The organism is Photobacterium sanguinicancri (assembly GCF_002265265.1).
Taxonomy (GTDB): Bacteria; Pseudomonadota; Gammaproteobacteria; order Enterobacterales; family Vibrionaceae; genus Photobacterium; species Photobacterium sanguinicancri.
Genome location: NZ_NOIF01000001.1, coordinates 39,910 through 65,853, shown reverse-complemented (window position 1 = coordinate 65,853; position 25,944 = coordinate 39,910). Strand labels below are relative to the sequence as shown.

Here is a 25,944-nt window from a genome sequence, read left to right as displayed (position 1 = left end):
TATGATTAAATCGATTTGGAAATGCTCATGCAATCACTCACTAACGTCATAAATGCTTCATCATTCTCCCCTTTGCCCGATCTTAGCGTGTCGTTAACAAATGCTGCATTAGATAAGCAACTATATGGCTTCATTAAAACGCAGAGGGAAGAAATCAAGCACATCATTTCTGGTGAGGATTCACGTCTATTGGTCATCATTGGTCCATGGATGTATTATCTTTCTGCCACTGACAATCTAGCCATAACAAAAAGCCTGATCACCATGTTATGGGGTTCAGACTTTATTGCGAAGCGTCGGCGTTGCTACCGAAGATTCCTTTGCTAAGTCATCAACACACCACTCTGGGCAGACCACAACTCCTGATATAGCCCCTCTTGTTTGAGTAACTCATCATGACACCCTCGCTGAACCAGTTGCCCATTATCGAGCACCAAAATTTGGTCGGCATCCCTAATGGTGCTCAGGCGATGGGCTATTATGATCACGGTTTTGTCTTTCACCAGCTCGGAAATTGCTTGCTGAATATAGTACTGGGTAATCGCATCGACAGAGGCTGTGGCTTCGTCAAGCAAGATAATTGGCGCATTTTTCAACAGTGCTCGGGCAATAGAAAGCCGCTGCCTTTCACCACCAGACAAGCTGGCTCCACTCTCGCCAATAAGTGTCAGGTAGCCTGCCGGTAATCGGTTAATGAATTCGTCACAGTGTGCCATCTTACAAGCAGCAAACACTTCTTCATCACTGGCTATCGGCCGACCAATACGCACATTATCCATAATGGTGCCGTCAAACAACTGTACCTGCTGGAACACCATGCTGATGTACTGGTAAAGTCCTTCGGAACCTAACGCCTTGACGTCTTTACCTCCGACCGTGATAGTCCCCTGACACGGGTCGTAAAAGCGGGCTAACAGGTTCATCACGGTACTTTTACCGCTCCCGGATGGCCCGACAATCGCCGTCACGGCATGATGCCGAGCAGTAAAGCTCACATTATGCAGCACTGGCGTCGACTCATAACCAAAATTCACGCCGTCGAAGCAGACTGAATATTCGTTGACCTCGGCAGCTTGCTCAGGTTCATTCAGTAATACTTCATCATAAAGCGCTTTCAGCTTGCCTTCGCTCTGTACTGCATAACGGAGTATGGTCAAATGCTGACCCATTTCGAGCAGGGGAGAAAGCACGCGGTGGGCAAGCAACATAAACAGCAGCAATGTCAACGGACTCGCGCTACCGGCATCTACCTTGTTCGCAGCAATCAAGAAAAACACCACCAACCCTAGCTCGAGCAACAGCCGGTAGAGCACAACAGGGATGGCCCCCCATTGCTCAACCTTTATCGATAAACGGATCATCTCATCAAAGTGGCGATAAAGCTTGGTCAGCCATAGCTCAGCGCGATGATAGAGCCGCAATGTCTTGATGCCGGTAACAAACTCAACAATCAGGCCCGATGTATCACGATACACCGCTTGTTTTTCTTGGCTCATCTGGACAAACAGTTTGCGTGTCGCCTGCAGCACCCAGAAGGCAAATGGCATACCCATAATCAAGCTGAGCGCCAGCTGCCAGTCAACCCACATTAAACCTGCCACCAGCACCACGGGGATCAATAAGGTAGTCATTACCTCAATCACCAAATGAGTGAAAATGTTTTCGATCCGCAACACATCATCAGTCACCATCTCGGTCAGCTGACCTGTACGATAACGATACAATGTGCCCAACGGCAACTGGTGCACCCGATCAAGCAGCTTCTCCCGGTAGCCTCCCATGATCGAATAACTGGCGAGGAAGCTGTTTTTCTGTCCATGTATTGCACAAAATAGCTGAAGGGCAAAAATACCAACCAGTAACGCCGTTACCATCGCGATCGAAGGTGTAACAAAATCAGTGCCAGCACCACCTTTCATTAATACCTCCTGCAGCCACCAGAAACAGACCAGCATCGGCAGCACATCCAGCAAACGCTCGGCAATACGCCACACCATTCCGCTGAACAACTGCAAAGGTGACCGCTCACTACGTTGAATCACCCGCAGAATAACGCTCCAAATACTATCAACCTTCATGGACCACCTCCTTTACAACAGGTTGGCGTTTGACAGCACCGATAGACCAATTGTCACTGTCATTTTGCAGTTGCCAGATCTGCCGGTAATAATCACTGGCACTCAGAAGATAAGCATGGTCACCCTTCGACTGAATAAATCCGTCTTCAACGATGCCGATGAGATCAGCGCTTTCCAGACCGTAAGTACGATGGGCAATCACCAATACCGTCTTCTCCTTATAGTGCTTTTTCAATGCATGGTAGAATGCCTTTTGGGTCAGGCTATCGGCAAAAGCTGTAGCCTCATCGAGCACAAGGATAGGCGTTTCGGCAAGCAACGCCCGAGCCAATGCAATACGCTGTTTTTCACCTCCAGATAGGCGAACGCCCAGCTCCTGCAATTGCGTATCGTAACCTTCCGGCAAACGTCGAATCAGATCCTCCGCTTGGGCTACAGCAACGGCTTGGTGTATATCTTGATCGGAAATACCATCACGAGCCAGTTGCAAGTTGTCTCGAATTGTTCCTTTGAACAAAAACACATCCTGCGAGGCCACTGCGATCAATGACGCACGCTGTTGGTTATCCAGTGCCGAGACTGGTACCCCATTGATCAGCACTTCTCCGCTATCAGGTACCAGCAAACCAGCCAGCAACTGGGCCAGTGTCGATTTTCCGCCACCGGATCGCCCCATCAGTACTGTGGTTGTCCCCGGTGCTAGGGTCAGGTTTATACCATTCAGCACCGGCAGATCACCGTAGCCAAACGAAACATCTCTAAATGACACTTGCAAAGGAGTCTCCAGCACCGTTGGTAGAGATGCACTCTCGGTCGTTGGCGCAGCCATGATTGGGGCAAGTCGTTTAACCCCGGCCAACACCTCTTTAATTTCGGTGAAGAAATTGCTGACCTTAAGCAAGGGGCGTAGCATTCCGGCGCCAAGCAGTACCGCCATCAGAATATCGAGTAAATGCACTTCACCTGCCTGATAAAGCACCATCGCAGCGGGCAAAATCACCAACAGGTTTGCCCCCAGCAAGCAGGTAAACAACGCCCACCTAGGCACAGTCACCTTTGTAATCTTCCTCACCATGCCGTAATACTGGTCAAGACTGTCCACCATCGCTTTAAAGCGACTGCGGTCTTGTTGAAATAGCTTCATTACCGGCATATTGCGCAGGTACTCTACCGTAGTGTTATTGAGGTTCACCGATGCCTGATGATATTCGTCATAGAGTTGATCCATTCCTCGCATCACCAACATTGAACTGAATACCGCCAGCGGCGCAACCAGCAAACTTGCCAGAGCCAGACGCCAATCCACCCAAACCAAATAGCCGGTCACCACCACCGGGCCAATGGCCGACACCGACACTTCAACTGTATGGTGAGCAACGAAGTTCTCTACCCGCTCGACGTCCTGGAGCACAGCTAGCTTCAGCTGGCCGGAGTGGTATTTTTGCAACCAATGTACCGGCGCCCAGGCAAGGCGAGTAACAAGAAGGCGACGAGTATGAGTCAAAATGCCAAATGCAGCCTTATGGCTCAGTCCATATGCCAGCGCATACACCACCGTCTTTGCCACCAAAGCCACCATCATCCATAGCGCCGAGTGATAAAGCGAGGCTGCCAGTTCAGGGGCAGAAATATCATACTGGTAGTATCCGAGCACAGCTTCCATTGCATGAAAAATAAGCCAGAAAGGCAGTACCTCGAGCAACGCTGCAAAACAGGCAAATATCATTGAGGCAGAAAGATACCCCTGTTGAACCTTGACCAGTCGCCATAAGGTCAACCAGCCGGTGTCATCTTCCACATTAGACATAGTCGTCATTCCTTCGTATCAACAGGAAACAATGCGACAGATAATAAATTTTCCGCCTAGCCACAAGCTACCCAGATCAGTAGCCGCCGACCCCAATCGGATTAATGGATTAAAGAATTAGGATAACTCAACCCGATACGGACATTTCTATCCCGATAGGAGTGGCTTAGCCTCGTGACTTTTTCTACCCTCGCCAATCCGGAAATGAAAATCATTACCAATAAAAGAAGGCTGGTATGGTTAAAGAAAAGAATGAATCTGGCTTCATCGCGGCACTGGCTGATGCTAAACAGTCATATATTGATGACGGAGTACTGCCCCCCCTGACGTTATGGCAATGGCTTGAAATCTGGGATCGAAACTATCATCAACACACAGCTCTGGTTGATGGAGATGAATACCTAAGCTACCAGGGTCTCAAAGAGAGCGCAGAGTACGTTGCCGCTGGGTTGCAGCAACAAGGCATTGGCGCCGGGGATACGGTGCTTGTACAGCTTCCAAACAGCAACCATTTTGTTGTTCTATGCTTTGCCCTATTTCGCCTTGGTGCCAAGCCTATTATGGCCATGCCAGCCCATAGGGAAAAAGACATTAACGCCCTATGTCAACAGGCCCAACCGGTTGCCTATGTAGTGCCGGATCACTTCTTAGGCTTTAACTACCAAGTGCTGGCTGATCATATCTCGCAGCAACACCCATGCATCCGAACCGTCATTATTGATGGTAAAAGTGCTAACCATCTCACCTTCGAGCAGTTTCTCCACTCAGCTCCTCTTGACCCTGACACCCCGCAGCCCAGTCCAACCAACATCGCTTTGCTGCTACTCTCAGGAGGAACCACCGGTACTCCGAAACTGATCCCACGCACCCATGCCGATTACGCCTTCAATGCCATAGAATCTGCCAAGGTATGTAGAATGAGTCCGCAAAGTGTCTACCTTGCTGCCCTGCCGATCAGCCATAACTTTCCGTTGGCCTGTCCGGGTATTCTCGGCACCCTTAGTGTCGGCGGTAAAGTCGTGATGGCCAAAACCGCTGGTGACGATGAGGCTTTTTCCTTAATAGAGCAAGAGAAAGTGACCATCACAGCTCTGGTTCCACCGCTAGCCAAGCTCTGGCTGGAAACCAAAGAATGGGATGAAACCGATATATCAAGCCTGCAATTATTACAAATCGGCGGATCTCGATTAGAAGAAAAAGTGGCCCGCCAGATCACACCAATCCTTGGATGCCAATTACAACAAGTTTTTGGCATGGCCGAGGGGTTGCTATGTTATACCCGCCTTGACGACGATATCGAAACCGTAGCAACAACACAGGGCAAACCTCTGTCTACTGCCGATCAAATCCAAATCCTAGCCCCAGACGGCAGTCCGGTCAGCCCAGGAGAAGCTGGTGAGCTGCTCACCAAAGGTCCATACACCATCAAGGGCTATTATCTGGCCGAAGAACACAACAAAAAAGCCTTTACCCAAGAAGGGTTCTACCAGTCTGGCGATTTAGTACGCCAGACTGCCAATGGTTACCTGATAGTAGAAGGGCGGCTGAAAGAACAAATAAACCGCGCCGGAGAGAAAATTGCGATTGCCGAGATTGAAGAACTTCTGGTCGAGCATCCAGATGTAATTGACTGCATTCTCATCCCAGTTCCGGATGAACGGCTAGGTGAGCGCAGCTGTGCTTTTGTTATCAGCGATAACCCAGCGTTCGATCTACAGCAAGTCCAACAGTATCTGACCCAACACGGACTACCCCGCTACAAGCAACCCGACCAGCTTGAACACATAGCCATGTGGCCACTAACTACGGTTAGCAAAGTTAACAAACAGGCCCTAAGCCAACTTGCCATTGAAAACGACTAACCAGGATGAACAGCCACACATTGTACCAACATATCCATTATCGATAGGGTTCCCACATGATCAGTTACATTGAGCGAAAACTCTACATTCAAACACCAGCGATAGACTTATTGATGGCAATCGCCCGCAGCGGCTTATACACCAACTACACCCTCTATGAACAACCCCATGAATGGGCCATGGCTCTGGGGAATTTGGCATCGATTCGGGCAACAGCCGATACTGTGACACTATTCTCTGAAGATCAGTACCAACGTTTTAGTCGCCCACGCCTGAGTGATGCCATTGCTGAGGCTACTGCTGCATTACCCGTGAAAGACTGGCGTCTCTACGGCTGTGCCCAGTTCGAACTGTCCCACATTTTCCATGGTATCAAGTCAACCCGTATTGCGACCGACCAACCCCTATTGGAGCTGTTTGTACCTCAGTGCGAAATCCGCATCGAACAACAGCACCTACTGCTACGCGCAACGACTCCGCAGAAACTGGAAGCCCTGCAACACCTTATCGAACAGGTTGATACCAATCCGTCCCGGCCATCACTCAATCAAATGACATTAGCCTACCAAAACATTGCCGCTTACCAACAAGATCAATACCGGCAGGCAGTACAGCAAGCGGTGCTAGATATTAAAGAACATCGATATCAGAAAGTCATCATGTCACGCCAGATCCCGCTCAAACAACCTGTGGATATTCTGGAAAGCTACCAGACCGGTCGGCGTAATAATACCCCTGCTCGCTCTTTCATCTATAGCCAGGGCGGCTTTATGGCCGCTGGCTTCAGCCCTGAAACGGTGGTGGAAGTCGGAGCCAGTGGCTGGGTCAGCACCCAGCCACTGGCCGGTACGCGCGCCATCGGTGCTAATAAAGCAGAAGAAGCCCGCCTAAAAGCAGAGCTACTGGCGGATACCAAAGAAATTGCCGAGCATGCAATATCGGTCAAGCTGGCCATAGAGGAACTGGAATTGGTCTGTGATGCAAATAGCCTGTCAGTGAGCGAATTTATGGCAATCCGCCGACGAGGCTCAGTCCAGCACCTAGCATCCCGGGTCAAAGGCCAACTGGCTGAGGGGAAAAACTGCTGGGATGCTTTTGAGGCCCTGTTCCCAGCTGTTACCGCCTCTGGTATCCCTAAAAAGCCAGCCATCGAAGCTATCCAGCGCCTCGAGCACCAAAACCGTGGGCTGTACAGCGGATGCATCATGATTACCGACAGCCAAGGCTCCATGGACGCCGCCTTGGTTCTGCGTTCTATCTATAACCAGCACAACCAGCAATGGCTCCAGGCCGGTGCCGGTATTGTTGACCAATCAAAGCCTGATCGAGAGCTAGAAGAAACCATTGAAAAACTAACTTGCATCATGACCAACCTTGTCGCTAAAACCGCAACCGCAACCGCAACCGACTGTAGATCAAAGACCACTGCGGACCAGAACAAGGAACTGGAGACTTACAAATGAACAAGCCTGCCCGTAGCCGGAAACCCCTCGACCGCGAGAGCGTGATCGCCTCTATCCAGGCCTTGATTGGGTCCGATGTGGCCCAACACCCTAACACCAACCTGATTGAACTCGGCCTTGACTCATTACACATTATGCGTCTATCCAATCAGTGGCGTCGTCAGGGATCCCGGGTTACCTTTGCAAAACTAATTGAACAACCAGTATTATCGCGCTGGCTTGAACTGCTGCTGCCCGAGCAACAGCAAGATGCACCACAAGAAGAAAGCATCAACATCTTGGCTGAACAGACCCGCCAGGGTATCCATTATTCCGAAGACCCCTTTGCACTAACTGACGTTCAGTATGCTTATTGGATCGGGCGCCAGGACGATCAAGAGCTGGGAGGTGTAGGTTGTCATGCGTATTTGGAGATCGATGGTCAAGCTGTCGAACCAAAGCGGCTTGAGCGGGCCTGGCACGCTCTGATAAACCAGCACAGCATGTTACGAGCTCGGTTCAACGACAATGGTCAACAGTACATTCCCGACAGTGCCTCGCTTCCTGTACTCAACGTCCATGATTTGCGTCAGCTAACACCGCAACAGGCCAAGCTGCGAGCCCGGGCGATACGCGACACCCTGTCACACCGCAGACTAGATATTGAAAACGGCCAGGTTATGGGGCTGGTCCTGACTCTGTTTGCCAACGGCAGTACCCGTATTCATTTTGACATTGACCTATTGGTGGCCGATGTCCAAAGCCTACATATCCTGCTTCGTGATCTAGCGTCGACTTACCATGCAATTGGCAACGATCTTGAACAAGACCCGGATCGCCCCCTCAAAGAAGTACTGAAAGCCGATCCCCAATGGCGTTTTTCTCATTACCTCGCGACCGAGCAAGCACGCCACCAGGACAACATGGCTGCCGACAAAGCCTATTGGAAAAAGCGCATGCCTGATCTGCCATCCGGTCCCCAACTTCCACTGGCTTGCGACCCCAAGTCTGTCACCCGTCCGGTTTTCAGCCGCCGTAGCCACCAACTCAGTCTAGAAAAATGGCAGAAGATCAAAGCCATTGCCGCCAAGTTTTCACTCACCCCGGCGATGGTACTTGCTAGTGCCTATGGCCAGGTACTGGCTCGCTGGAGCGCCGAACCAGAATTTGTTCTTAACGTGCCATTATTTGACCGCCAAACTGATCATATAGGCATCGAAGATGTAGTGGCCGACTTTACCAACCTAATGCTACTTGAGTGTAACTACCGCACTCCACAATCCTTCCTGTCCCAGACAGAGCAACTCCAGCGCCAGCTACATCGCGATCTTGCTCATGCGCGCTATTCGGCAGTCAGCATCCAGCGCGAACTAGCACGTCAGGGGCGTGAACAAGGTGTCTCTGCACCGGTGGTTTTTGCCTGTAACCTTGGCACCCCGCTGCTGACCGAGCAGTGTCAGCACACACTGGGAACACTCCATTATATGATTTCCCAAACCCCGCAAGTCTGGCTGGATCACCAGCTTTATGAAGGCGAAGACGGGCTATTGCTAGCTTGGGATGCGATTGATACCCTGTTCCCGCCTCAGCTTATCGACAATATGTTCCGAGCCTATACCGATCTGCTTGAAGCACTGGCCAAAAATGAGCAGAACTGGCACCAAACAAACCCAGTTGCGTTACCGGCTGATCAGTTGACTCAGCGTCGTCTGACCAACCAGACGAAACAAGACATTACCCCTCGTTTGCTGCACCAAGAAATGTTTGCGATTGCACACCGGAATCCGCTCCGGATCGCCCTGATCGACAGCCAGCAACAGATGAACTATGGCGAGCTGGCCCTCCGGGCGCTGCAAATTGCTCGCCTGCTTCAGCAGCACGGTCTGTCAGCAGGTGAACCTGTCGCTGTCACCCTACCGAAAGGATGTAGCCAGATATGCGCTGTCATGGGGATTTTGGCCGCCGGTGGCTGCTACGTCCCTATCGGTATCCACCAGCCCGACGCACGACAGGCGAAAATTCACCGCACGGCAGGGGTTAGCCTAGTACTAAGTGATACTGAACATCAGGCCAATGTTGCCACCCAAACAGTCACTTGTCTGGATATCAGCAAAGCCGATGCCCTGCCTCCCTTGTCTGAGCCCGTAGTCGTCTCACCGGCGCAAAGTGCATATATTATTTTCACTTCAGGCTCGACCGGTGAGCCCAAAGGGGTAGAGATGGCACACCAAGCCACATCCAACACCATTGATGACATCAATGCCCGCTACAGCGTGCATGCCGACAGCCGGGTACTGGCCGTATCAGCACTGGACTTCGATCTGTCTGTCTACGATATCTTCGGTGTGCTCAGTGTCGGTGGTGCGATGGTACTGATCGACGAAGAACAACGTCGTGATGCCACTGCCTGGCTCTCCCTTATCGAACAACACAAGATCACCATCTGGAATACCGTTCCTGTCCTGTTGGATATGCTAATGGTTATCGCACAGGACCATCCACACAGCGAAGAACATCCAGTCCTGCCATTTGAGCAGGTCATGTTATCTGGTGACTGGATCGGACTCGATCTGCCACCTCGCCTACATGCCCTCACCTCCCCCAACATCAGGTTGGCAGCCATGGGTGGTGCAACAGAAGCGGCTATATGGTCCAACACATTTGACCAGTTCCCCCCTGACCAAACCCTTCCGGCATCCTGGTCATCCATTCCTTACGGGACACCGCTGGCAAACCAATACTACCGGGTAGTCAACGCGCAAGGACAAGACTGTCCGGACTGGGTTCCGGGTGAGTTGTGGATCGGTGGTCGCGGGTTGGCTGAAGGCTACCGAGGGGATGAAACCCTGACCGAACAACGGTTTGTCATCGCTAAAACCGACACTCTAGATAACGTTCAGGACAAGTTGCGCTGGTACCGCACTGGCGATATGGGATGTTACTGGCCAAACGGCCAAATTGAGTTTCTTGGCCGCCTCGACCACCAGGTCAAAGTACGAGGGCACCGTATTGAGCTAGGCGAAATTGAAACTGCGCTGCTCAGCCAGCCAGCGATCTGCCGGGCCGTTGTTGCCACCCTGCGCAGTGATGATCAGCCTGCAACACTGGCTGCCACATTAGTCGCTGAGCCAGGCCATCACATTGACACTAAAGCGATCACCACTGGCCTGCAGCAATTAGTACCCGATTACATGGTGCCTACCTTATTGGTTGAGGTTGAAACTATTCCACTAAGCAACAACGGAAAAATCGATCGTAAACAGATCATTGCCCTGCTTTCCGAGTACTTGAATCAGCAGGGTGCAACCTTGACGCTCCTACAGACAACTAATGAGATCGCAGTTGCCAAAGTGTGGCAACAGTTGTTGCCTGCAGAGCAACTTGGCCGTGAAAGCAACTTCTTTACCCTAGGCGGTGACAGCCTGCTGGCAACCCAGGTCATTTCAGCGTTACGCCAGCAGGGATTTGATACCGAGCATCCTCTGCGTCAACTGTTCGCCAATCCTATACTGGCAGAGTTTGCAGCCATTTTGCACAAAGGCGAAACTGTTGAACCAACACCACAGATTCAACCTGATCTGACCAACCGCCATCAGCCCTTCCCGTTCACGGAAATACAGCAAGCATATTGGATGGGGCAATCCCCAGGGTTGCCGCTTAACTGCGGTACTCATTATCTGGTCGAACTGGACGGAGAAAATGTGGATCTCGACCGTCTGGCTCAAGCATGGCATGCTCTGGTTAAGCGCCATGAAATGTTACGAGCCATTGTCACCCCTGATGGCATGCAGCAAATCCTGCCAGCTGTCGCACCACAGCCAATCAAACAGTGCCGCATCGATGTCAGCGAACATACTGATGGCCTGACTGCCGCCCGCCAGCAACTCAAGCAATACTGGCAGGCCCTGTCTGAAAACCACCAAAATCAGGCTGCCGGTATCACTACGGATGCAGGCCCGGCTCATCGTCTCTTTGCTGTTCACTATCACGATCGCCAAGGCAAGCCACGCCAGAGGATCGGGATTATCTTTGATTACCTGACGCTGGATGGCTTCAGCATCAAGCTGGTGCTTGAACAACTGGCCACGGCCTACAGCACGCCGAATCAACTTCCGCCAGCCCCTGATCTCTCGTTCCGCGATTACGTCAACCAGATCGTACCGCACAGTGACGAGCTTGCTAGAGCTGAAAAATACTGGACAGAAAAATTACAAAGCCTGCCAATGGCGGCCTCGCTACCATTGGCACACGAACCAGATACACTGACCGATATGACGGTCAGACGCCGCCATGCCCGCTTGAGCCGTAGCAAGTGGCAATTACTCAAAGACAAGGCACGCAGTCACCAGATCACCCCTTCCGTAATGCTGCTAGTTGCCTATAGCCAGATCATCCGAGCCTGGAACAGTGGCCGTGATCACACCCTCAATCTGACTTTGTTTGATCGTAAAGACGTCCATCCGGATATCAACCAAGTACTGGGTGACTTCACCTCATTGGCTCCGATAGGTTTCTATCAGGAACGAGGCCACAGCCTGCTGGAACAGGCCCAGGCAACCCAGCTAGAAATCGCTCAGGCTCTTGAACACAAAGCCATTTCATCGATCTGGATCCAACGTGAGAGGACGCGTGAAGTGAGCATGACTGCCGCATCACTCCCCATCGTATTTACCAGCACTTTAGGATTGGGCAACGGCCTGTTCGAGCAAGTACCTACTGGTTTCCCTGAATTTGCTGCTGGTGGACTATCCGAAACTCCCCAGGTATGGCTTGACCATCAGTTGTATGAGTACAACGGCGAACTGACCTTATCTTGGGACACCGTCGAAGGCCTGTTCCCGGTAGGTATGATCGATGACATGTTCGATGCCTATCAGGACTTGCTCGATCAATTAATAACACAAGACTGGCAACAACCTCTGGCCTTACCATTGCCACAGGCACAGCTGACTGCACGCAGTGATGCCAATGACACCCAACAGACAATCCCACCTCGCCTATTGCATCAATCAATGTTTGACATTGCCCGGGCAACACCAGAGCGTATCGCACTAATAGCCGGTGAACAGACGATCAGTTATGGCAAGCTAGCTACCCAAGCTCTGCAAATTGCCGCGCTCTTGCAACAACATGGTTTGAAAGCCAATGAACCAGTAGCTATTACCCTACCTAAAGGTCCTGCGCAAATTGCCGCCGTCTTTGGCGTTCTTGCGGCTGGCGGTTGTTACGTTCCCATCGGCATCCACCAGCCAGAAGCTCGCCAGTCACGCATTCATCGAACTGCCGAAATCCGCATAGTATTGACCGACCACAACCTTCACTCAAGCTTTGCCGCAGAGGGGGTCACCTGCCTGAATCTCCACCATTCCAACAATCTGGATCCCCTCTCCGAACCGGTTGCAGTCTCACCGGAGCAAAGCGCTTATATTATCTTCACCTCTGGCTCAACGGGTGAACCCAAAGGCGTGGAAATGGCTCACCAGGCGGCCGCCAATACCATTGATGATATTAATACCCGCTACGAAGTTCATGCTGACAGCCGTGGTTTGGCTATTTCAGCCCTTGATTTTGACCTGTCAGTCTATGACATTTTCGGGCTGCTCAGTTGTGGCGGCGCCATAGTGCTAATAGACGAATACCAGCGCCGCGATGCCGAAATATGGCTAGCACTGATCCAACGCCACCAGGTAACGGTATGGAATACTGTTCCTGTACTGCTCGATATGCTGCTGATCGAAGCCCAGAGCAAAGCCATCCAAGATCACAAACAAATGCTTCCTTTTGAACAGGTGTTGTTATCCGGTGACTGGATCGGACTGGACATCCCTAGCCGCTTATTTGCCCTCAATGCACCAGATGTCAAGCTGGCCGCAATGGGCGGGGCTACGGAGGCTGCGATCTGGTCCAATACTTTTGACCAATTCTCGCCAGAACAGGATTTACCAACTCAATGGACCTCGATTCCTTACGGTAAACCGCTGGCAAATCAGCGCTACCGGGTTGTCGACAGTCAAGGACAAGACTGCCCAGACTGGGTACCGGGTGAACTATGGATCGGTGGAATCGGTCTAGCAGAAGGTTACCGAGGAGATCCCGTGTTATCAGCTCAACGCTTTGTCCAAACTGACTGCACTACCCATTCGGGGACAACAGGCAAGCAGCGCTGGTACCGCACGGGGGATATGGGACGTTACTGGCCAGATGGTAATCTGGAGTTCCTCGGCCGCCTGGACCATCAGGTAAAAATCCGCGGTCACCGGATTGAATTGGGTGAGGTGGAAACTGCCCTGCTCAACCAGCCAGCCATAAGCCGAGCCGTGGCTATCACCTTACGCCCAGCCGGGCAGCCTGCTGTGCTGGCCGCTGCCGTCGTCGCCGAGCAGGATCTATGCCTCAATGAACAAGAAATCAAAACAGGCCTGCAGCAACGGGTTCCCGATTACATGATCCCAACTTTGCTCATTGCTGTTGATGAGATTCCGTTAAGTCACAACGGCAAAGTCGACCGCAAACAGATCACGGACGTACTGACAAAACATCTGGCCGAACAAAGCACGGTACTGACTCCCTTACAAACAACCACGGAGCAGACAGTAGCAGCTATCTGGCAACAGCTCCTCCAAATCGAGAGCATCGGTCGTGAAAGCCACTTTTTCACTCTGGGTGGGGACAGCCTCCTCGCCACACAGGCTGTCGCCGCATTACGTCAAGCCGGGTTGGATACCGAGCAACCACTTCGCTTGTTGTTTGCCAAGCCGATATTGGCCGAGTTTGCTGCAGAGCTCAGACTAAGTGACACCAATGAAGCCTTGCCAACCCTAATAGCCGAGCCTGATAACCGCTTTGAGCCATTCCCGTTAACTGAGGTTCAGCAGGCCTACTGGATGGGGCAGTCACCAGGCCTGCCGCTTAACTGCGGCACCCACTACCTAGTCGAGCTCGATGGTGATATGGTGGATATTGCCCGCCTTGAGCAGGCCTGGAACGGACTGGTTGAACGCCATGATATGCTTCGCGTAGTTGTCGATGAACACGGCCAGAACCAAACTGTCCAACCGCAGGTTACGCCATACCGCATTGAGCTCGCCCCCGAGTGTTACGCGAGCCAGTCAGAAGCCAAGGCGCAAATTAACCAGTGGTGGCAAAACGTAACCCAAGCTGCAGAACAGACTCTGTTTGCTATCCGTATTGTCCGCTATGGCAAACAGCGTAACCGCCTCGGTCTGATATTTAATTACCAAACCCTTGATGGTTTCAGCATCAAGTTGCTACTCAAAGAACTGGCAATCCGCTACCATGACCCACGGGCCCCATTGCCTGAAATAGCCATTTCGTTCCGCGATTACATCAACCAAATCCAGCCTCAACCAGCAGCGCTGGAAAAGGCCCAAGCCTACTGGAAGAACAAACTTAACAGCTTACCACTAACCCCGGCATTACCGCTGGCCAAAGATCCACGTACCTTAAACAAACCACTGTTCTGCCGTCGGGAAGCCAAGCTTAATACCCAGCAGTGGCAGCTATTGCGCCAATCAGCCCAGCAACAAGGGATCACACCATCGGTATTGATCCTAGCCGCCTATGCCGATGTACTGAGCCAATGGAGCGGCGGAGCGGCACTTACCGTCAACCTGACTCTGTTCGACCGCAAGCCAGTTCATGCGGACATCAACAAGGTTGTTGGGGACTTTACCTCACTGGCTCCGGTCTGCTACACACCTAGCAGCTCGATGACCCAGCTCGATGTGGCGCGCCAGCTCCAGCAGGAGGTTGCCGACGCCCTTGAACACCGTGAACTGTCATCAATCTGGGTCCAGCGCGAGCGGGCGAAGACCATGGATATGACTGCAGCAGCACTACCTGTTGTCTTTACCAGCACCTTAGGGATCTCGGACAATCTGCTGGGCGACGACGCCATGGTTCATTTCCCGCAACTGACAGGTGGCGGTCTGTCTGAGACCCCGCAAGTATGGCTTGATCACCAGATGTATGAATCGCAAGGGGAGTTGCTGATCTCCTGGGACAGTGTTGATGAACTATTTCCGACCGGAATGTTGGATGACATGTTCAATCAGTTCATCAAGGTAGTCAGCCAAATGACTACCCAATGGCAGTCACCTTTTGCCTCACTGTTACCCGATACCCAACAGCAAGTTCGACAGCAGGTTAACGCCCCGACCCCCGAGGCACTTTCTCCACGGTTGCTACACCATGACATGTTTGACATTGCTCGCCGCCACCCTCAACGTATTGCACTGATTGAAAATGACAAACAGCTGACCTATGGCGAACTGGCTAACCAAGCCTTGCGTATCGCCAGTGCGCTAAGACGCGATGGACTGCAAGACGGTGAACCGGTAGGGATCACCTTGCCTAAAGGCTGCCACCAAATTTCTGCGGTGTTCGGGATTCTTGCCGCCGGTGGATGTTATGTCCCGATTGGAATCCACCAGCCAGCGGTACGCCAAGCAAAAATCCACCAACGAGCAGGAATACGAAGAGTACTGACCGATGCAGGGCACAATCACCTAATCCCTACCGGTGAAATCTACGCTATCTCCATTGACACCGCACTGCTGGCAGAGTCATTAGCTGAGCCGGTCACAGTCTCCCCGGCACAAAGTGCCTACATCATCTTCACTTCAGGCTCCACAGGTGAGCCTAAAGGTGTCGAAATGGCCCACCAGGCAACAGCCAATACTATTGACGATATCAATACCCGTTATGGTGTCCATGCTGACAGCCGAGTACTGGCGGTATCTGCTCTCGACTTCGACCTGTCTGTGTATGACATCTTCGGCCTGCTTAGCACCGGCGGTGCCATGGTACTGATTAACGAAACGCAACGCCGTGATGCTGCCACCTGGCTGAAATTGGTTGAACGCCATAACATTACAGTGTGGAATACCGTACCAGTGCTGATCGATATGCTGATGGTAGTGGCCGAACACTCTCCCCGTGACAGCCAGCACCCTGCATTACCGTTTGAACAAGTGATGCTCTCCGGTGACTGGATCGGGCTAGATCTGCCCGGCCGCCTATTTGCCCTCAGCGGCCCAGAGGTCAGGCTGAGCGCCATGGGCGGAGCAACAGAAGCAGCTATCTGGTCAAACACTTTCGATCAGTTCAAACCGGGCCACCTACTTCCTGCCGACTGGCATTCCGTACCTTACGGCTATCCGCTGACCAACCAATGCTATCGGGTCGTTGATGCCCATGGCCGGGACTGCCCTGACTGGGTGGCCGGTGAACTGTGGATTGGTGGAGCCGGAGTCGCCCGAGGGTACTGCGGTGATCAAGCCCTAACCGAGGCGCACTTTGTTATGGCAAGCACCGAGACATACGGTGACGGCACAACACCGCTACGCTGGTACCGAACCGGGGATCTGGGTCGCTACTGGCCAGATGGCACCCTCGAATTCCTAGGCCGATTAGATCATCAGGTTAAAGTCAGAGGCCACCGCATTGAGCTTGGTGAGATAGAAACTGCCCTTATGACACTTCCTTCAGTCATTAAAGCTGTCGCTGTCGCCCTCCGCCCAACTAATCAACCGGCCACTCTAGCCGCAGCCATAGTCATGGCACAGGGGGTGATGATAGACACAAACGCCATCCTGGCTGAACTGCATCAGCTCCTACCCGACTACATGGTACCGAGCAACTTGGTCGCTGTAACGGATATCCCATTAAGTAGCAACGGCAAGATAGATCGCAAGCAGATAACACAAATGCTTGTCGAACACATCCCGCAGGCTGGCTTTGAGCCACCCGCCGACGGGCTAGAGCAGGACATTGCCGCAATCTGGTGTGAGGTGCTTCGTCTTGAGCATATTTCCCGTCACGATGATTTCTTTACAATTGGCGGGGATAGCCTTAGTGCAACTCAGATTGTCCAGCAACTTCAGCAACAACGTGTCAGCCCGGACAGCATCTCATTGGTTACCCTGTTCACCGCACCCAATATTGCCGCATTAGGCCAGCAGATCCGCGAGCAATGGTTAGCACTGTCATCCGAACACACACAGACATCAGAAAATATTTTCGAGGAAGGCTCACTATGAGTTACATGACAATGAACGTCAGCACGATGATTACCGATCTGCAGGCAAAAGGAATTTACCTTTGGGTTGACGCGCAACAGCTTCGTTTCAAGGCGCCGGTTGGCGCCCTGACCGACGACATGCGCCAAGCCATCGGGGCCAGAAAGCAGGCCTTTATCGACCACCTGTCAGCCTCCAAAGATCAAACGCGTATCCCGGCAGATCCGGAAAACCGCTATGAACCATTCCCGTTAACCGATCTTCAGGTAGCCTATATCGTCGGTCGTCGCAGTAACTATGAGCTGGGTGGCGTTGGCTGCCACAGCTATATCGAACTGGAACTGCCACGACTGGATCATGCTCGACTAGAAGCCGCCTGGCACAAGCTGATCCGGCGCCATGACATGTTGCGTGCAGTCATCAGTACCGATGGTCAACAACGGGTATTGAAAAATGTAACCCTACCGCCGGTAGCCATCAAGGATCTTGCCGGACAAAGCCGGGAGAACTTCGATCTGGCCGTTAAGCGCTCACGTGACGAAATGGCCTTTCGTTGTTACGACTCTGAATGCTGGCCGCTGTACGAGCTGCGCTTGACCCTGCACAATGACAAGGCAATATTGCACCATTCAACAGATCTGTTGATTGCTGACTTTGCCAGTATCCAAATCCTGCTGGCTGAGCTTGGAGATCTTTACGATCATCCGAACAAAGATTACCCGCCGCTAGCAGTTACCTTCCGAGACATCCTCCAGGCCAAACTGCACCGGAACGCCAATAAGAGCGGCGACGAACAAGCGCGTTACCAGAAGCATAAAGACTATTGGATAAATCGCATCACCACGATACCGGGGGCTCCGGAGCTTCCGATCACAGCAACATTGCCTTCCGCGCCGCCCACCACCCCAGGTGATCCGACTTTCCAGCGCCTGAGCTTGTCGCTAGACACATCACAATGGGATCATTTCTGTCAGCAGGCAACCGAACATAAAATCACCCCATCCAGCGTAGTGCTCAACGCCTTTGCTGAGGTGCTGCGCCGCTGGTCGCGCAATGCCGATTTTTGTATCAACCTAACCTTGCTCAACCGACTCAGCGATCATCCGGACATTCCGCGTGTAGTCGGCGACTTCATTGCTGTAAATGTACTGGAAGTTAACGATGATCGAGGTGAACGATTTATCGACCGCACTCAGGCCCTGCAACAACAACTTTGGCAAGATATGGCGCACAGTGATTTCACCGGCATTGAAGTATTGCGTGAAATGACCCGTCAGAAACAGGGCAACGTGCTTATCCCGGTTGTCTTTACCAGTACCATCGGGGTCACCGGAAACACGCTGCCGGAAAATGCCTTTATGCACCACGCTAAGCTCAATTACGGTATAACCCAGACACCGCAGGTCTGGCTGGATTGCCAGGCTACCGAGCGCAACGGCGAGCTGCATATTGACTGGGATATCCGTCTGGGTGTTTTTATGCCGCAGGTCATCGAACAGGCTTTTGCCTCTTTCCGCACGCTACTAGAAAACCTGTCAAGCCAACCGGAATACTGGCAACAAACAGATGTGGTCACTCTGCCAGCACAAACCTTGGCGCAGCGCGATAGTCTCAACAATGAAAAAAATACCCCTCTGCCACAAGGCTACCTCCACCAGGCGTTTTGCCAACAAGTTCTGTCTGCCCCGACACAAACAGCCCTGCTCTGCGGCAACCAGTCATGGAGTTACCGGGAACTGGCTCGATGGGCACTGGCTATCGCAAATAAACTTCATGCTGTCGACTGCCAGCCGGGCGAACCGGTAGCACTGTTCCTAGACAAGAGTCCATTGCAAATTGCCGCAGTTATGGGGGTTCTGCTGGCAAAGGGAGCCTATGTACCGATCGATATCACCCAGCCAGCTCAACGCTGCCGTTCGATTCTTGAGGATTCCGGTGCAAAATGGGTGATCTGTTCAACCGAACAGCACCAGCACCCGTGGCCCCAAGGGGTCGAAGCCCTAGCCATGGATCCAGAGCTAACCGATTCAACCACGTTACCCGATACTCAGCAGGTAAACACGGCCATGCATGCAATGATTATCAAGGGGATGGAAGCCGACACAACCAATCAACTTGCATACATACTGTATACCTCAGGCACCACAGGAAAACCCAAAGGGGTCATGCTGAGCCATCAAGGGGTAGCCAACACCATTGCAGGGTTCAATGACCAATTTGCCTTCAGCGCAGAGGATCGAACCCTAGCGCTAGTCAATTACAGTTTTGACTTATCAGTACTAGATATCTTCTGCACCTTTACTGCGGGGGCAACCCTAGTACTTCCGGATAGCCAATGGCGTACCGATCCGGGAAGTTGGGCAACCGCAATCGAGCAGCATAACGTAACGGTGTGGAATTCAGTTCCGGCCCATATGCAGATGCTGATGGCCTGGCACGAGAACCATACCGAATGCGACTTGAGTAGCCTGCGTATTGCCTTTATCTCCGGCGACTGGATCCCAGTAACATTACCGTCAGTGATCCACCAGCACCTACCGGAACTATCACTCAACAGCTTGGGCGGGCCAACCGAAATCTCCGTGACTTGTATCTATAATCCGATCAAGGAGGTCCCCCCTCATGCCACCAATATTCCTTACGGCACACCACTGCGAAATCACAATCTATATATCCAAAATAGCCGTTTCGAGGATTGTCCAGACTGGACACCAGGCGAAATGCTCGTGGGCGGGCCGGGCGTGGCTTTAGGTTTTGCCAATGACCCCGCCCGCACCGCACAGCGCTTTATCACCCACCCCCGCACAGGTGAACGCCTGTACCGTACCGGGGATATCTGTCGTTACCGTCCGGATGGGGTGATCGAAATCCTTGGCCGCGAAGATAATCAAGTAAAAATCCGCGGCCACCGTATTGAACTAGGTGAAGTTGAAGCAGCACTTAACGAATTACCATATATCAAGCAAGCGGTCGCATTGACCCGAACCAACCCTGTAGAACTGGTAACCGCTCTGGTACTGGCTGATAACAGTGCCTCTGCAGATTGCACCGTAACGCAGGCTGGTTCCGATAACGAGCTGACACATATCATCCAATCGGATCTACAACAGGTGCTACCGGTTTACATGATCCCCTCTACCTGCAAAGTAATGGAAGCCATTCCGCTCACCGCCAACAACAAAGTTGATCGCAAGACTCTCAAGAAAATGTTTGCCAGTCAAATCATCGATAACACAGCTTTTGAACCGCCTAAAGACAACTGGATAGAGCAGAAACTAGCCGAAATCTGGTGTGAACTGACCGATATTGAAAGATTATCGCGAAATGATGACTTCTTCATGATTGGAGGATCCAGCCTGTCAGCTGTAAGCCTACTTAACCGCCTGACGGAGGAACGCTTTGCGGTCAATATCGATCTCATCTTTAACAACCCGATGTTTAAAGATATGGTGGAGGCCCTGCAGAAAGGTGAAGATGAAGAAGAGCGCTTCAGGCAAGCCATCGACACTGATGCGTTGTTTAAACAAGTAACCAGACACCGCGATCACGCCACCCCTTATCTGCCACAACACACCGAGAGCGCTCCAGCCAAGGTCTTTATGACCGGTGCAACCGGATATCTGGGCATCTATATCCTCAAGTCGGTTCTTGAGCAGACCAATGACACCTTATACTGCCTAATCCGCTGCCGCGATGAAGAAAACGGCTATTTCCGCCTTCAGCAACTGGCCGATGAAAAAGGCTTATCACTCCAACTTGATCGTACTCGGATCAAGATTATTCCCGGCGACCTGACTACTGACCAGTTCGGTATTGCACCTAAGCGCTACCAATGGCTGACACAGAATATTGATAAAGTACTGCATATCGCAGCCCTGATCAGCCTGATTGCCCCCTTATCTTCGCTATACCCAATCAACGTCAAAGGTTCGGCTAATGTAATTGAGCTAGCGTCAACCCACAAGATCAAGCCTATCCATTACATGTCAACAATTGGGGTGCATTACCGTTTACCGTACCACAAAGATGAGCCGCCTGTGCCGGAAGACACCAACTCGTTTGAACCTTGGCACAAACCTGAGCTGACCTACGAGCACACGAAATATATGGCCGAGCAGCTGTTCTACATGGCTCGCCAACGCCAGATCCCTGTCAACATCTTCCGTTCTGGGGCCATTACCTGGGACAACACCCAAGCTGCACCATTTATCAATGACGATGCCTTTGTAAAGTTCTTCCGGACCTGTCTGAGCATCAATGCCTATCCGGACTCGCAAATCCTGATCAGCACTACACCGGTAAATGTGGTTGCACGCTATATTGCACAACTGAGCAAGCCGGAGATTACCAGCGAAGGCAAGAACTACCATGTGGTCTCACGTTACAGCCATACCGGCGATCAAATCTATCAATGGCTAAATAGCCTTGGTAGCCAATTCGAAAAACTAGGGTTTAAACAGTGGAACCAGAAACTGGCCGACAGCTTTGGCCGGGGCTTTATCAACCGTTATTTCAAGCACGGCATGGATCAGGGTGGCCATCACCAATACCGCATCGACAACCTGGAAGCCGCCCTGGCCGCTATCGGAGAAGTTCCATTTGAAGTCACTCCTGACTACTTTACCCCCATAGTAGACCACTTTAGCAAAGCCATTCGTCAGGCCGCTAAACAGTCAACAGTAACCCCTAAGACCGAGGTATAACCATGTTACATTCCATGCAAATGCAATCGAGCCCCCCAGTCAATGCCCTGCATGCCAAATGGTTCAAGACCATCAAAACCGGTCCGCAGGTTCGTCAGCGAATTTTCTGCCTGCCCCATGCTGGTGGGGCTGCCAGCCAATTTCGCAAGTGGGCCGAAGCAATACCTGCAGATACAGAACTGATCGCCATTCAATATCCCGGCCGAGAAGAGCGGGTGAACGAAACATGTCTGCAAGATATGCCGTCCTTGATCGATGCCCTCAGCAAAAGCCTGTGTGCCCAGCCACACCTGCTGAAAATGCCCTACATTTTGTTTGGCCACAGCATGGGAGCTGCAGTAGCCTACGAACTATGTGCCAGCTTACAAAACAATAACCAGCGCCTGCCCTGCCACCTTGTTCTATCTGCCAGCGAAGGGCCGGGACACATCAATGTTACTTCGCTACACCGTGCTTCAGATCAAGCCTTGCTAGAGGAAATTATTCGCCTGAATGCCGATTTGGTCTACCTCACACAAATGCCAGAGCTGACCGAGCTCATCCTGCCAAGCCTTAGGGGAGATTACCGGTTAATCGAAACCTATGGCGCCACATCGCTAGAGATACATCATATCCATCCCCCGGTCACCATAATGGTTGGTGAGCAGGATCGTGAACTCAGCGAAGACGATGCCAGAACCTGGTCTCAGATCACTGCTCGGGATATGGGCTTTGTACGCTATCCAGGTGATCATTTCTATCTCAACCAGCAATACCCAGCGATGATTGCAGTAATGCTCGGCTACCTTAAGCAGCATCAGCAACCCGTCTGGTTATCAGTGCCTTAATCGTCATCCACCCTACTGCCCCGATGGGAATACCTCTCAATAACCACCTCGGGGCTTTTTCGCCTGATGCGGGTAGTACCATTTGTTCTCTGCTTAGATAATTGCTGAAATTTCATCTTGAACAGGTGCGGGTGGACCTTAACAGCCAGTCAAAAGACCTTAACATTCCACCAGCGAAGACATCACCAGCAGCGGATCTGCGACCCCCTATCAGACGTACTTCTGATTAAGCACCTTTATCTAACTAATTCTTGGTAAGAATGTGGAGTAAAAAATGAATCAACAATCTCGCCTTACGGCTAAAGATCTTATCAATGTCGGAATCTACTCGGTTCTGTATTTCTTCATCATGATCACCATTGGTTTTTTAGGCTTTATCCCCGTATTTATTCCTTTGCTTGCTGTCATTCCCGCTTTATTAGGTGGCATTCCGTTTATGCTGTTCCTAACGCGGGTAGATAAATTCGGAATGGTGACGTTATTAGGTTCCATCAATGGGGTATTAATGTTTATCGCAGGCATGGGGTATTGGGCTTGCCTCACTGGCTTGTTATTTGGCTTAATCGCAGATCTCATTCTTGCAAGTGGTCAATACAAAAGCCCAAAATTAAGCTTATGTGGATACACCCTGTTTAGCGGTTGGGTAATTGGAAACTTTATCCCCTTCTTTGTTGGTCGCGCAGAATACTTTGCCATGTTGAAACAAGGCTATAGTGATTCTTACGCACAACAGTTAGAAGCCTTATTACCAATGTGGTCACTGCCATTTTTATTTGTAGCATGCCTTTTGTGTGGTGCGATTGGTAGCATTATTGGTAAGCGTGCTTGTGCAAATCAGTTTAAACGCGCAGGTATTGTTTAATGCTTATGGATAGCAATACGCAGCTAGGGCGATTTACGCTAGATCCACGTACCAAGATTTTATTGTTACTAAGCATCAGCTTGTTTGTGGTTAGTGGAGTGGCAGGCAACAATATCTGGGTTCGTTCATCTACCTATCTTTTAGCAGTGATGCCATTGTTGCTACTAGGATTAGAAGGACGTATCTATTTAGCTGGATGTTATGGTGCAATATACGGTGCCTGTCTATACATTGCCTATGTATTAGTGCCCGTAACCGATGGTTTAACTAACTCTATGCTGCTGGTATTAGTCGGAGTGTTTACGCGAATTCTTCCCGCTATATTTTCGGGTTTATATCTCGTCTCTACAACAACAGTGAGCGAATTCTTAGCTGCTTGTCGTAAGCTTGGTCTGCCGCAACAAATGACGATTCCTCTCGCTGTTGTATTTCGTTTCTTTCCGACCTTTTTCTCCGAAGCCATTGCCATTGAAAAAAGCTTGGCAATGCGCGGCTTGCGTTTCAAACATATCGTCCGCTTACGGCTATTGCCGCTTCTAATCAACACCACTCGCATCGGTGAAGAATTATCAGCAGCTGCGTTAAGCCGCGGGTTATCTACCTCAGTAACGCGCAGCGAACGTCAATTACTCACATTTTCTTGGCACGACTACCTTGTATTGACAATCGTCGCCTTACCTCTTTGTTTGTTGTTCATCTCTTTATTGTTCGGATAGGTTTATGAATTCAGTTACTTCAAACACCGAGTTGCTAAATTTGCGCAATGTCAGTGTCCGCTACGAGCATCATGATACTTCAAGCTGGAGCCTTAAAAACATTGACTTACAAGTAGCCAAAGGTGAAGTCGTTCTGTTTTGCGGTGCATCAGGTTGTGGCAAAAGTACGTTGCTGCGACTAGCAAATGGTTTAATTCCACACTACTTCGATGCCGATGTAGAGGGAAGCATTCAAGTACAAGGGAAAGATCTCGAACATTTCAATTTAGCATTAATGGCAAGGCAAGTTGGTAGCGTATTTCAAAATCCATCGAGCCAGTTCTTTGCCACAACAGTAGAGGACGAACTGGCCTTTTCACTCGAAAATCAAGGTTATCCAGTGGCATCAATCAACCAGCGCATTGCAGATATTACCGAGCAATTTTCATTACAAGATCAATTACCCCAATCTATCTTTGAGCTCTCTAGTGGCCAGCAGCAGAAGCTGGCATGTGCATCGGCCAGCATGCTGAACCCTGATGTTTATGTTCTGGATGAACCCTCTGCCAATTTAGATGCCGAGGGCATCGCCATGTTGCGCGCAACTATTAAGCGATGGAGTACACAAGGTAAGACGGTTCTCATCGCCGAGCATCGCTTATATTACCTGAATGGCTTGGTTGACCGCGTGGTTCATATTGCCGATGGTCAGATCCGGGACACGATGACCGGAGAGCAATTCTTTTCTTGTTCAAGTCACACCTTAAAACAGCAGGGGTTACGATCCGCGCACTTTACCGATCTTTGCTGCTCGCCCCCACCGACAAGCGAGTTTGCAGATAGTTATCAGTTATCGCCCATTCAATTAGGTAGAAATGGACAGATGTGGCTTGATATGCCGTCTATCTCTTTCCCTAAGGGGCAAGTGACAACCATTATCGGTGCAAACGGGGCAGGTAAATCCAGTTTAATGAAGGTGCTTGCAGGACAGTATCGTGACAAAGGGGTGCTTAACGACAATCAAACACAATGGCGTTGGCGAGCACTTCAGCGTCATAGTTTTTTTGTATCCCAACACGTTCATCAGCAATTGATAGCCGATTCAGTGTTAGAAGAAATTCAGCTAAGTATGCCAGAGCCTTCCGAGCAGGGAGCGAGGGAATGGTTACATCAGGTTGGGCTAGAAGCATTAGCCGATAAACATCCGCTAGCAATGTCTCGAGGCCAACAGCAACGTTTAGCGTTATTAACAGCCTTAGCCAGTGAACGCGAATTACTGCTACTGGATGAGCCTACCAGCGGGTTGGATTGGAGAAATATGACCGCACTTTCCGAACTCATCCTAACAGCCTGTCGTTCCAACAGAACTGTTATTGTGATTAGCCATGATCCTGAATTTATTACCAAAGTAAGCCAGCAAGTTCTGGTACTTGAGTCTGGCTACTTGAAATCACAGTTTGATGTTAGCGCAGATCAAGGTCAGCAATTGCTAGCAGAGCTTCGATCATTTAAGAAGATCAGCGCACTCAATACCTGAATAAAAACCGCTTTTTGATCCCCCTAATAAGCGCCACCTCCCGGTGGCGTTTCTTTTGGTAACAAATCTATCCGTTTCGGGTTTGAAATAT

The 25,944-nt window shown here is 51.0% G+C and carries 11 protein-coding genes and 2 pseudogenes; 11 read left to right on the top strand and 2 right to left on the bottom strand.

Features of this window, described 5'->3' with window-relative positions; all coding sequences use genetic code 11:
- Positions 1-27 precede the first annotated feature (27 nt).
- The gene (locus tag ASV53_RS25350; RefSeq protein ID WP_189337792.1) at positions 28-327 is read left to right on the top strand and encodes a hypothetical protein; all 300 of its coding nucleotides are present in this window, start codon (positions 28-30) and stop codon (positions 325-327) included.
- Here the strand turns inward: ASV53_RS25350 and ASV53_RS00170 are convergent.
- Positions 324-2,078, bottom strand: coding sequence for an ABC transporter ATP-binding protein (locus ASV53_RS00170; RefSeq protein WP_094955660.1), 1,755 nt, complete (start codon positions 2,076-2,078; stop codon positions 324-326). The genes ASV53_RS25350 and ASV53_RS00170 overlap by 4 nt on opposite strands.
- On the bottom strand, positions 2,068-3,885 hold the full coding sequence (locus ASV53_RS00165; RefSeq protein ID WP_094955659.1) for an ABC transporter ATP-binding protein: 1,818 nt from the start codon (positions 3,883-3,885) through the stop codon (positions 2,068-2,070). Before ASV53_RS00165 ends, ASV53_RS00170 begins: the two co-directional genes overlap by 11 nt.
- Positions 3,886-4,121: 236 nt before the next feature.
- Between ASV53_RS00165 and ASV53_RS00160 the strand changes: the two genes are divergently transcribed.
- The 10 genes and pseudogenes from ASV53_RS00160 (at position 4,122) to ASV53_RS00125 (ending at position 25,853) form a co-directional block, all read left to right on the top strand.
- A complete protein-coding gene (locus tag ASV53_RS00160; RefSeq protein ID WP_094955658.1) occupies positions 4,122-5,747 on the top strand; it encodes a (2,3-dihydroxybenzoyl)adenylate synthase in 1,626 nt (541 codons plus the stop codon).
- A gap of 56 nt (positions 5,748-5,803) precedes the next feature.
- Complete coding sequence (locus ASV53_RS00155; RefSeq protein ID WP_094955657.1) at positions 5,804-7,210, top strand: salicylate synthase; 1,407 nt, start codon at positions 5,804-5,806, stop codon at positions 7,208-7,210.
- Entirely contained in the window at positions 7,207-17,250 is a 10,044-nt protein-coding gene (locus ASV53_RS00150; protein ID WP_094955656.1) for a non-ribosomal peptide synthetase, read from the top strand. The genes ASV53_RS00155 and ASV53_RS00150 overlap by 4 nt, the downstream gene beginning before the upstream one ends.
- A pseudogene (locus ASV53_RS26460) lies at positions 17,184-18,773 on the top strand (condensation domain-containing protein); the annotation flags it as partial. The gene ASV53_RS00150 and the pseudogene ASV53_RS26460, both read left to right, overlap by 67 nt.
- A 24-nt stretch (positions 18,774-18,797) precedes the next feature.
- A pseudogene (locus ASV53_RS26455) lies at positions 18,798-20,192 on the top strand (amino acid adenylation domain-containing protein); the annotation flags it as partial.
- 162 nt (positions 20,193-20,354) lie between these two features.
- Complete coding sequence (locus ASV53_RS26450) at positions 20,355-21,932, top strand: SDR family oxidoreductase (protein ID WP_439126474.1); 1,578 nt, start codon at positions 20,355-20,357, stop codon at positions 21,930-21,932.
- Positions 21,933-21,934: 2 nt separating this feature from the next.
- On the top strand, positions 21,935-22,759 hold the full coding sequence (locus tag ASV53_RS00140) for a thioesterase II family protein (protein WP_094955654.1): 825 nt from the start codon (positions 21,935-21,937) through the stop codon (positions 22,757-22,759).
- Between the two features lie 274 nt (positions 22,760-23,033).
- Positions 23,034-23,621 (top strand): MptD family putative ECF transporter S component, encoded by a 588-nt coding sequence (locus ASV53_RS00135; RefSeq protein WP_094955653.1) that lies wholly within the window; start codon positions 23,034-23,036, stop codon positions 23,619-23,621.
- Positions 23,621-24,337: an energy-coupling factor transporter transmembrane component T gene (locus ASV53_RS00130; RefSeq protein ID WP_094955652.1), complete on the top strand. Its 717-nt coding sequence runs from the start codon at positions 23,621-23,623 to the stop codon at positions 24,335-24,337. The genes ASV53_RS00135 and ASV53_RS00130 overlap by 1 nt, the downstream gene beginning before the upstream one ends.
- A 4-nt stretch (positions 24,338-24,341) precedes the next feature.
- Entirely contained in the window at positions 24,342-25,853 is a 1,512-nt protein-coding gene (locus ASV53_RS00125) for an ABC transporter ATP-binding protein (RefSeq protein WP_094955651.1), read from the top strand.
- Positions 25,854-25,944 lie beyond the last annotated feature (91 nt).

What these genes read in the sequence shown, in the direction of transcription:
- ASV53_RS25350 (WP_189337792.1), top strand. Translation starts at nt 28, where the DNA reads ATGCAATCACTCACTAACGTCATAAATGCTTCATCATTCTCCCCTTTG.
- ASV53_RS00170 (WP_094955660.1), bottom strand. Translation starts at nt 2,078, where the DNA reads ATGAAGGTTGATAGTATTTGGAGCGTTATTCTGCGGGTGATTCAACGT.
- ASV53_RS00165 (WP_094955659.1), bottom strand. Translation starts at nt 3,885, where the DNA reads ATGTCTAATGTGGAAGATGACACCGGCTGGTTGACCTTATGGCGACTG.
- ASV53_RS00160 (WP_094955658.1), top strand. Translation starts at nt 4,122, where the DNA reads ATGGTTAAAGAAAAGAATGAATCTGGCTTCATCGCGGCACTGGCTGAT.
- ASV53_RS00155 (WP_094955657.1), top strand. Translation starts at nt 5,804, where the DNA reads ATGATCAGTTACATTGAGCGAAAACTCTACATTCAAACACCAGCGATA.
- ASV53_RS00150 (WP_094955656.1), top strand. Translation starts at nt 7,207, where the DNA reads ATGAACAAGCCTGCCCGTAGCCGGAAACCCCTCGACCGCGAGAGCGTG.
- ASV53_RS26450 (WP_439126474.1), top strand. Translation starts at nt 20,355, where the DNA reads ATGATCCCCTCTACCTGCAAAGTAATGGAAGCCATTCCGCTCACCGCC.
- ASV53_RS00140 (WP_094955654.1), top strand. Translation starts at nt 21,935, where the DNA reads ATGTTACATTCCATGCAAATGCAATCGAGCCCCCCAGTCAATGCCCTG.
- ASV53_RS00135 (WP_094955653.1), top strand. Translation starts at nt 23,034, where the DNA reads ATGAATCAACAATCTCGCCTTACGGCTAAAGATCTTATCAATGTCGGA.
- ASV53_RS00130 (WP_094955652.1), top strand. Translation starts at nt 23,621, where the DNA reads ATGCTTATGGATAGCAATACGCAGCTAGGGCGATTTACGCTAGATCCA.
- ASV53_RS00125 (WP_094955651.1), top strand. Translation starts at nt 24,342, where the DNA reads ATGAATTCAGTTACTTCAAACACCGAGTTGCTAAATTTGCGCAATGTC.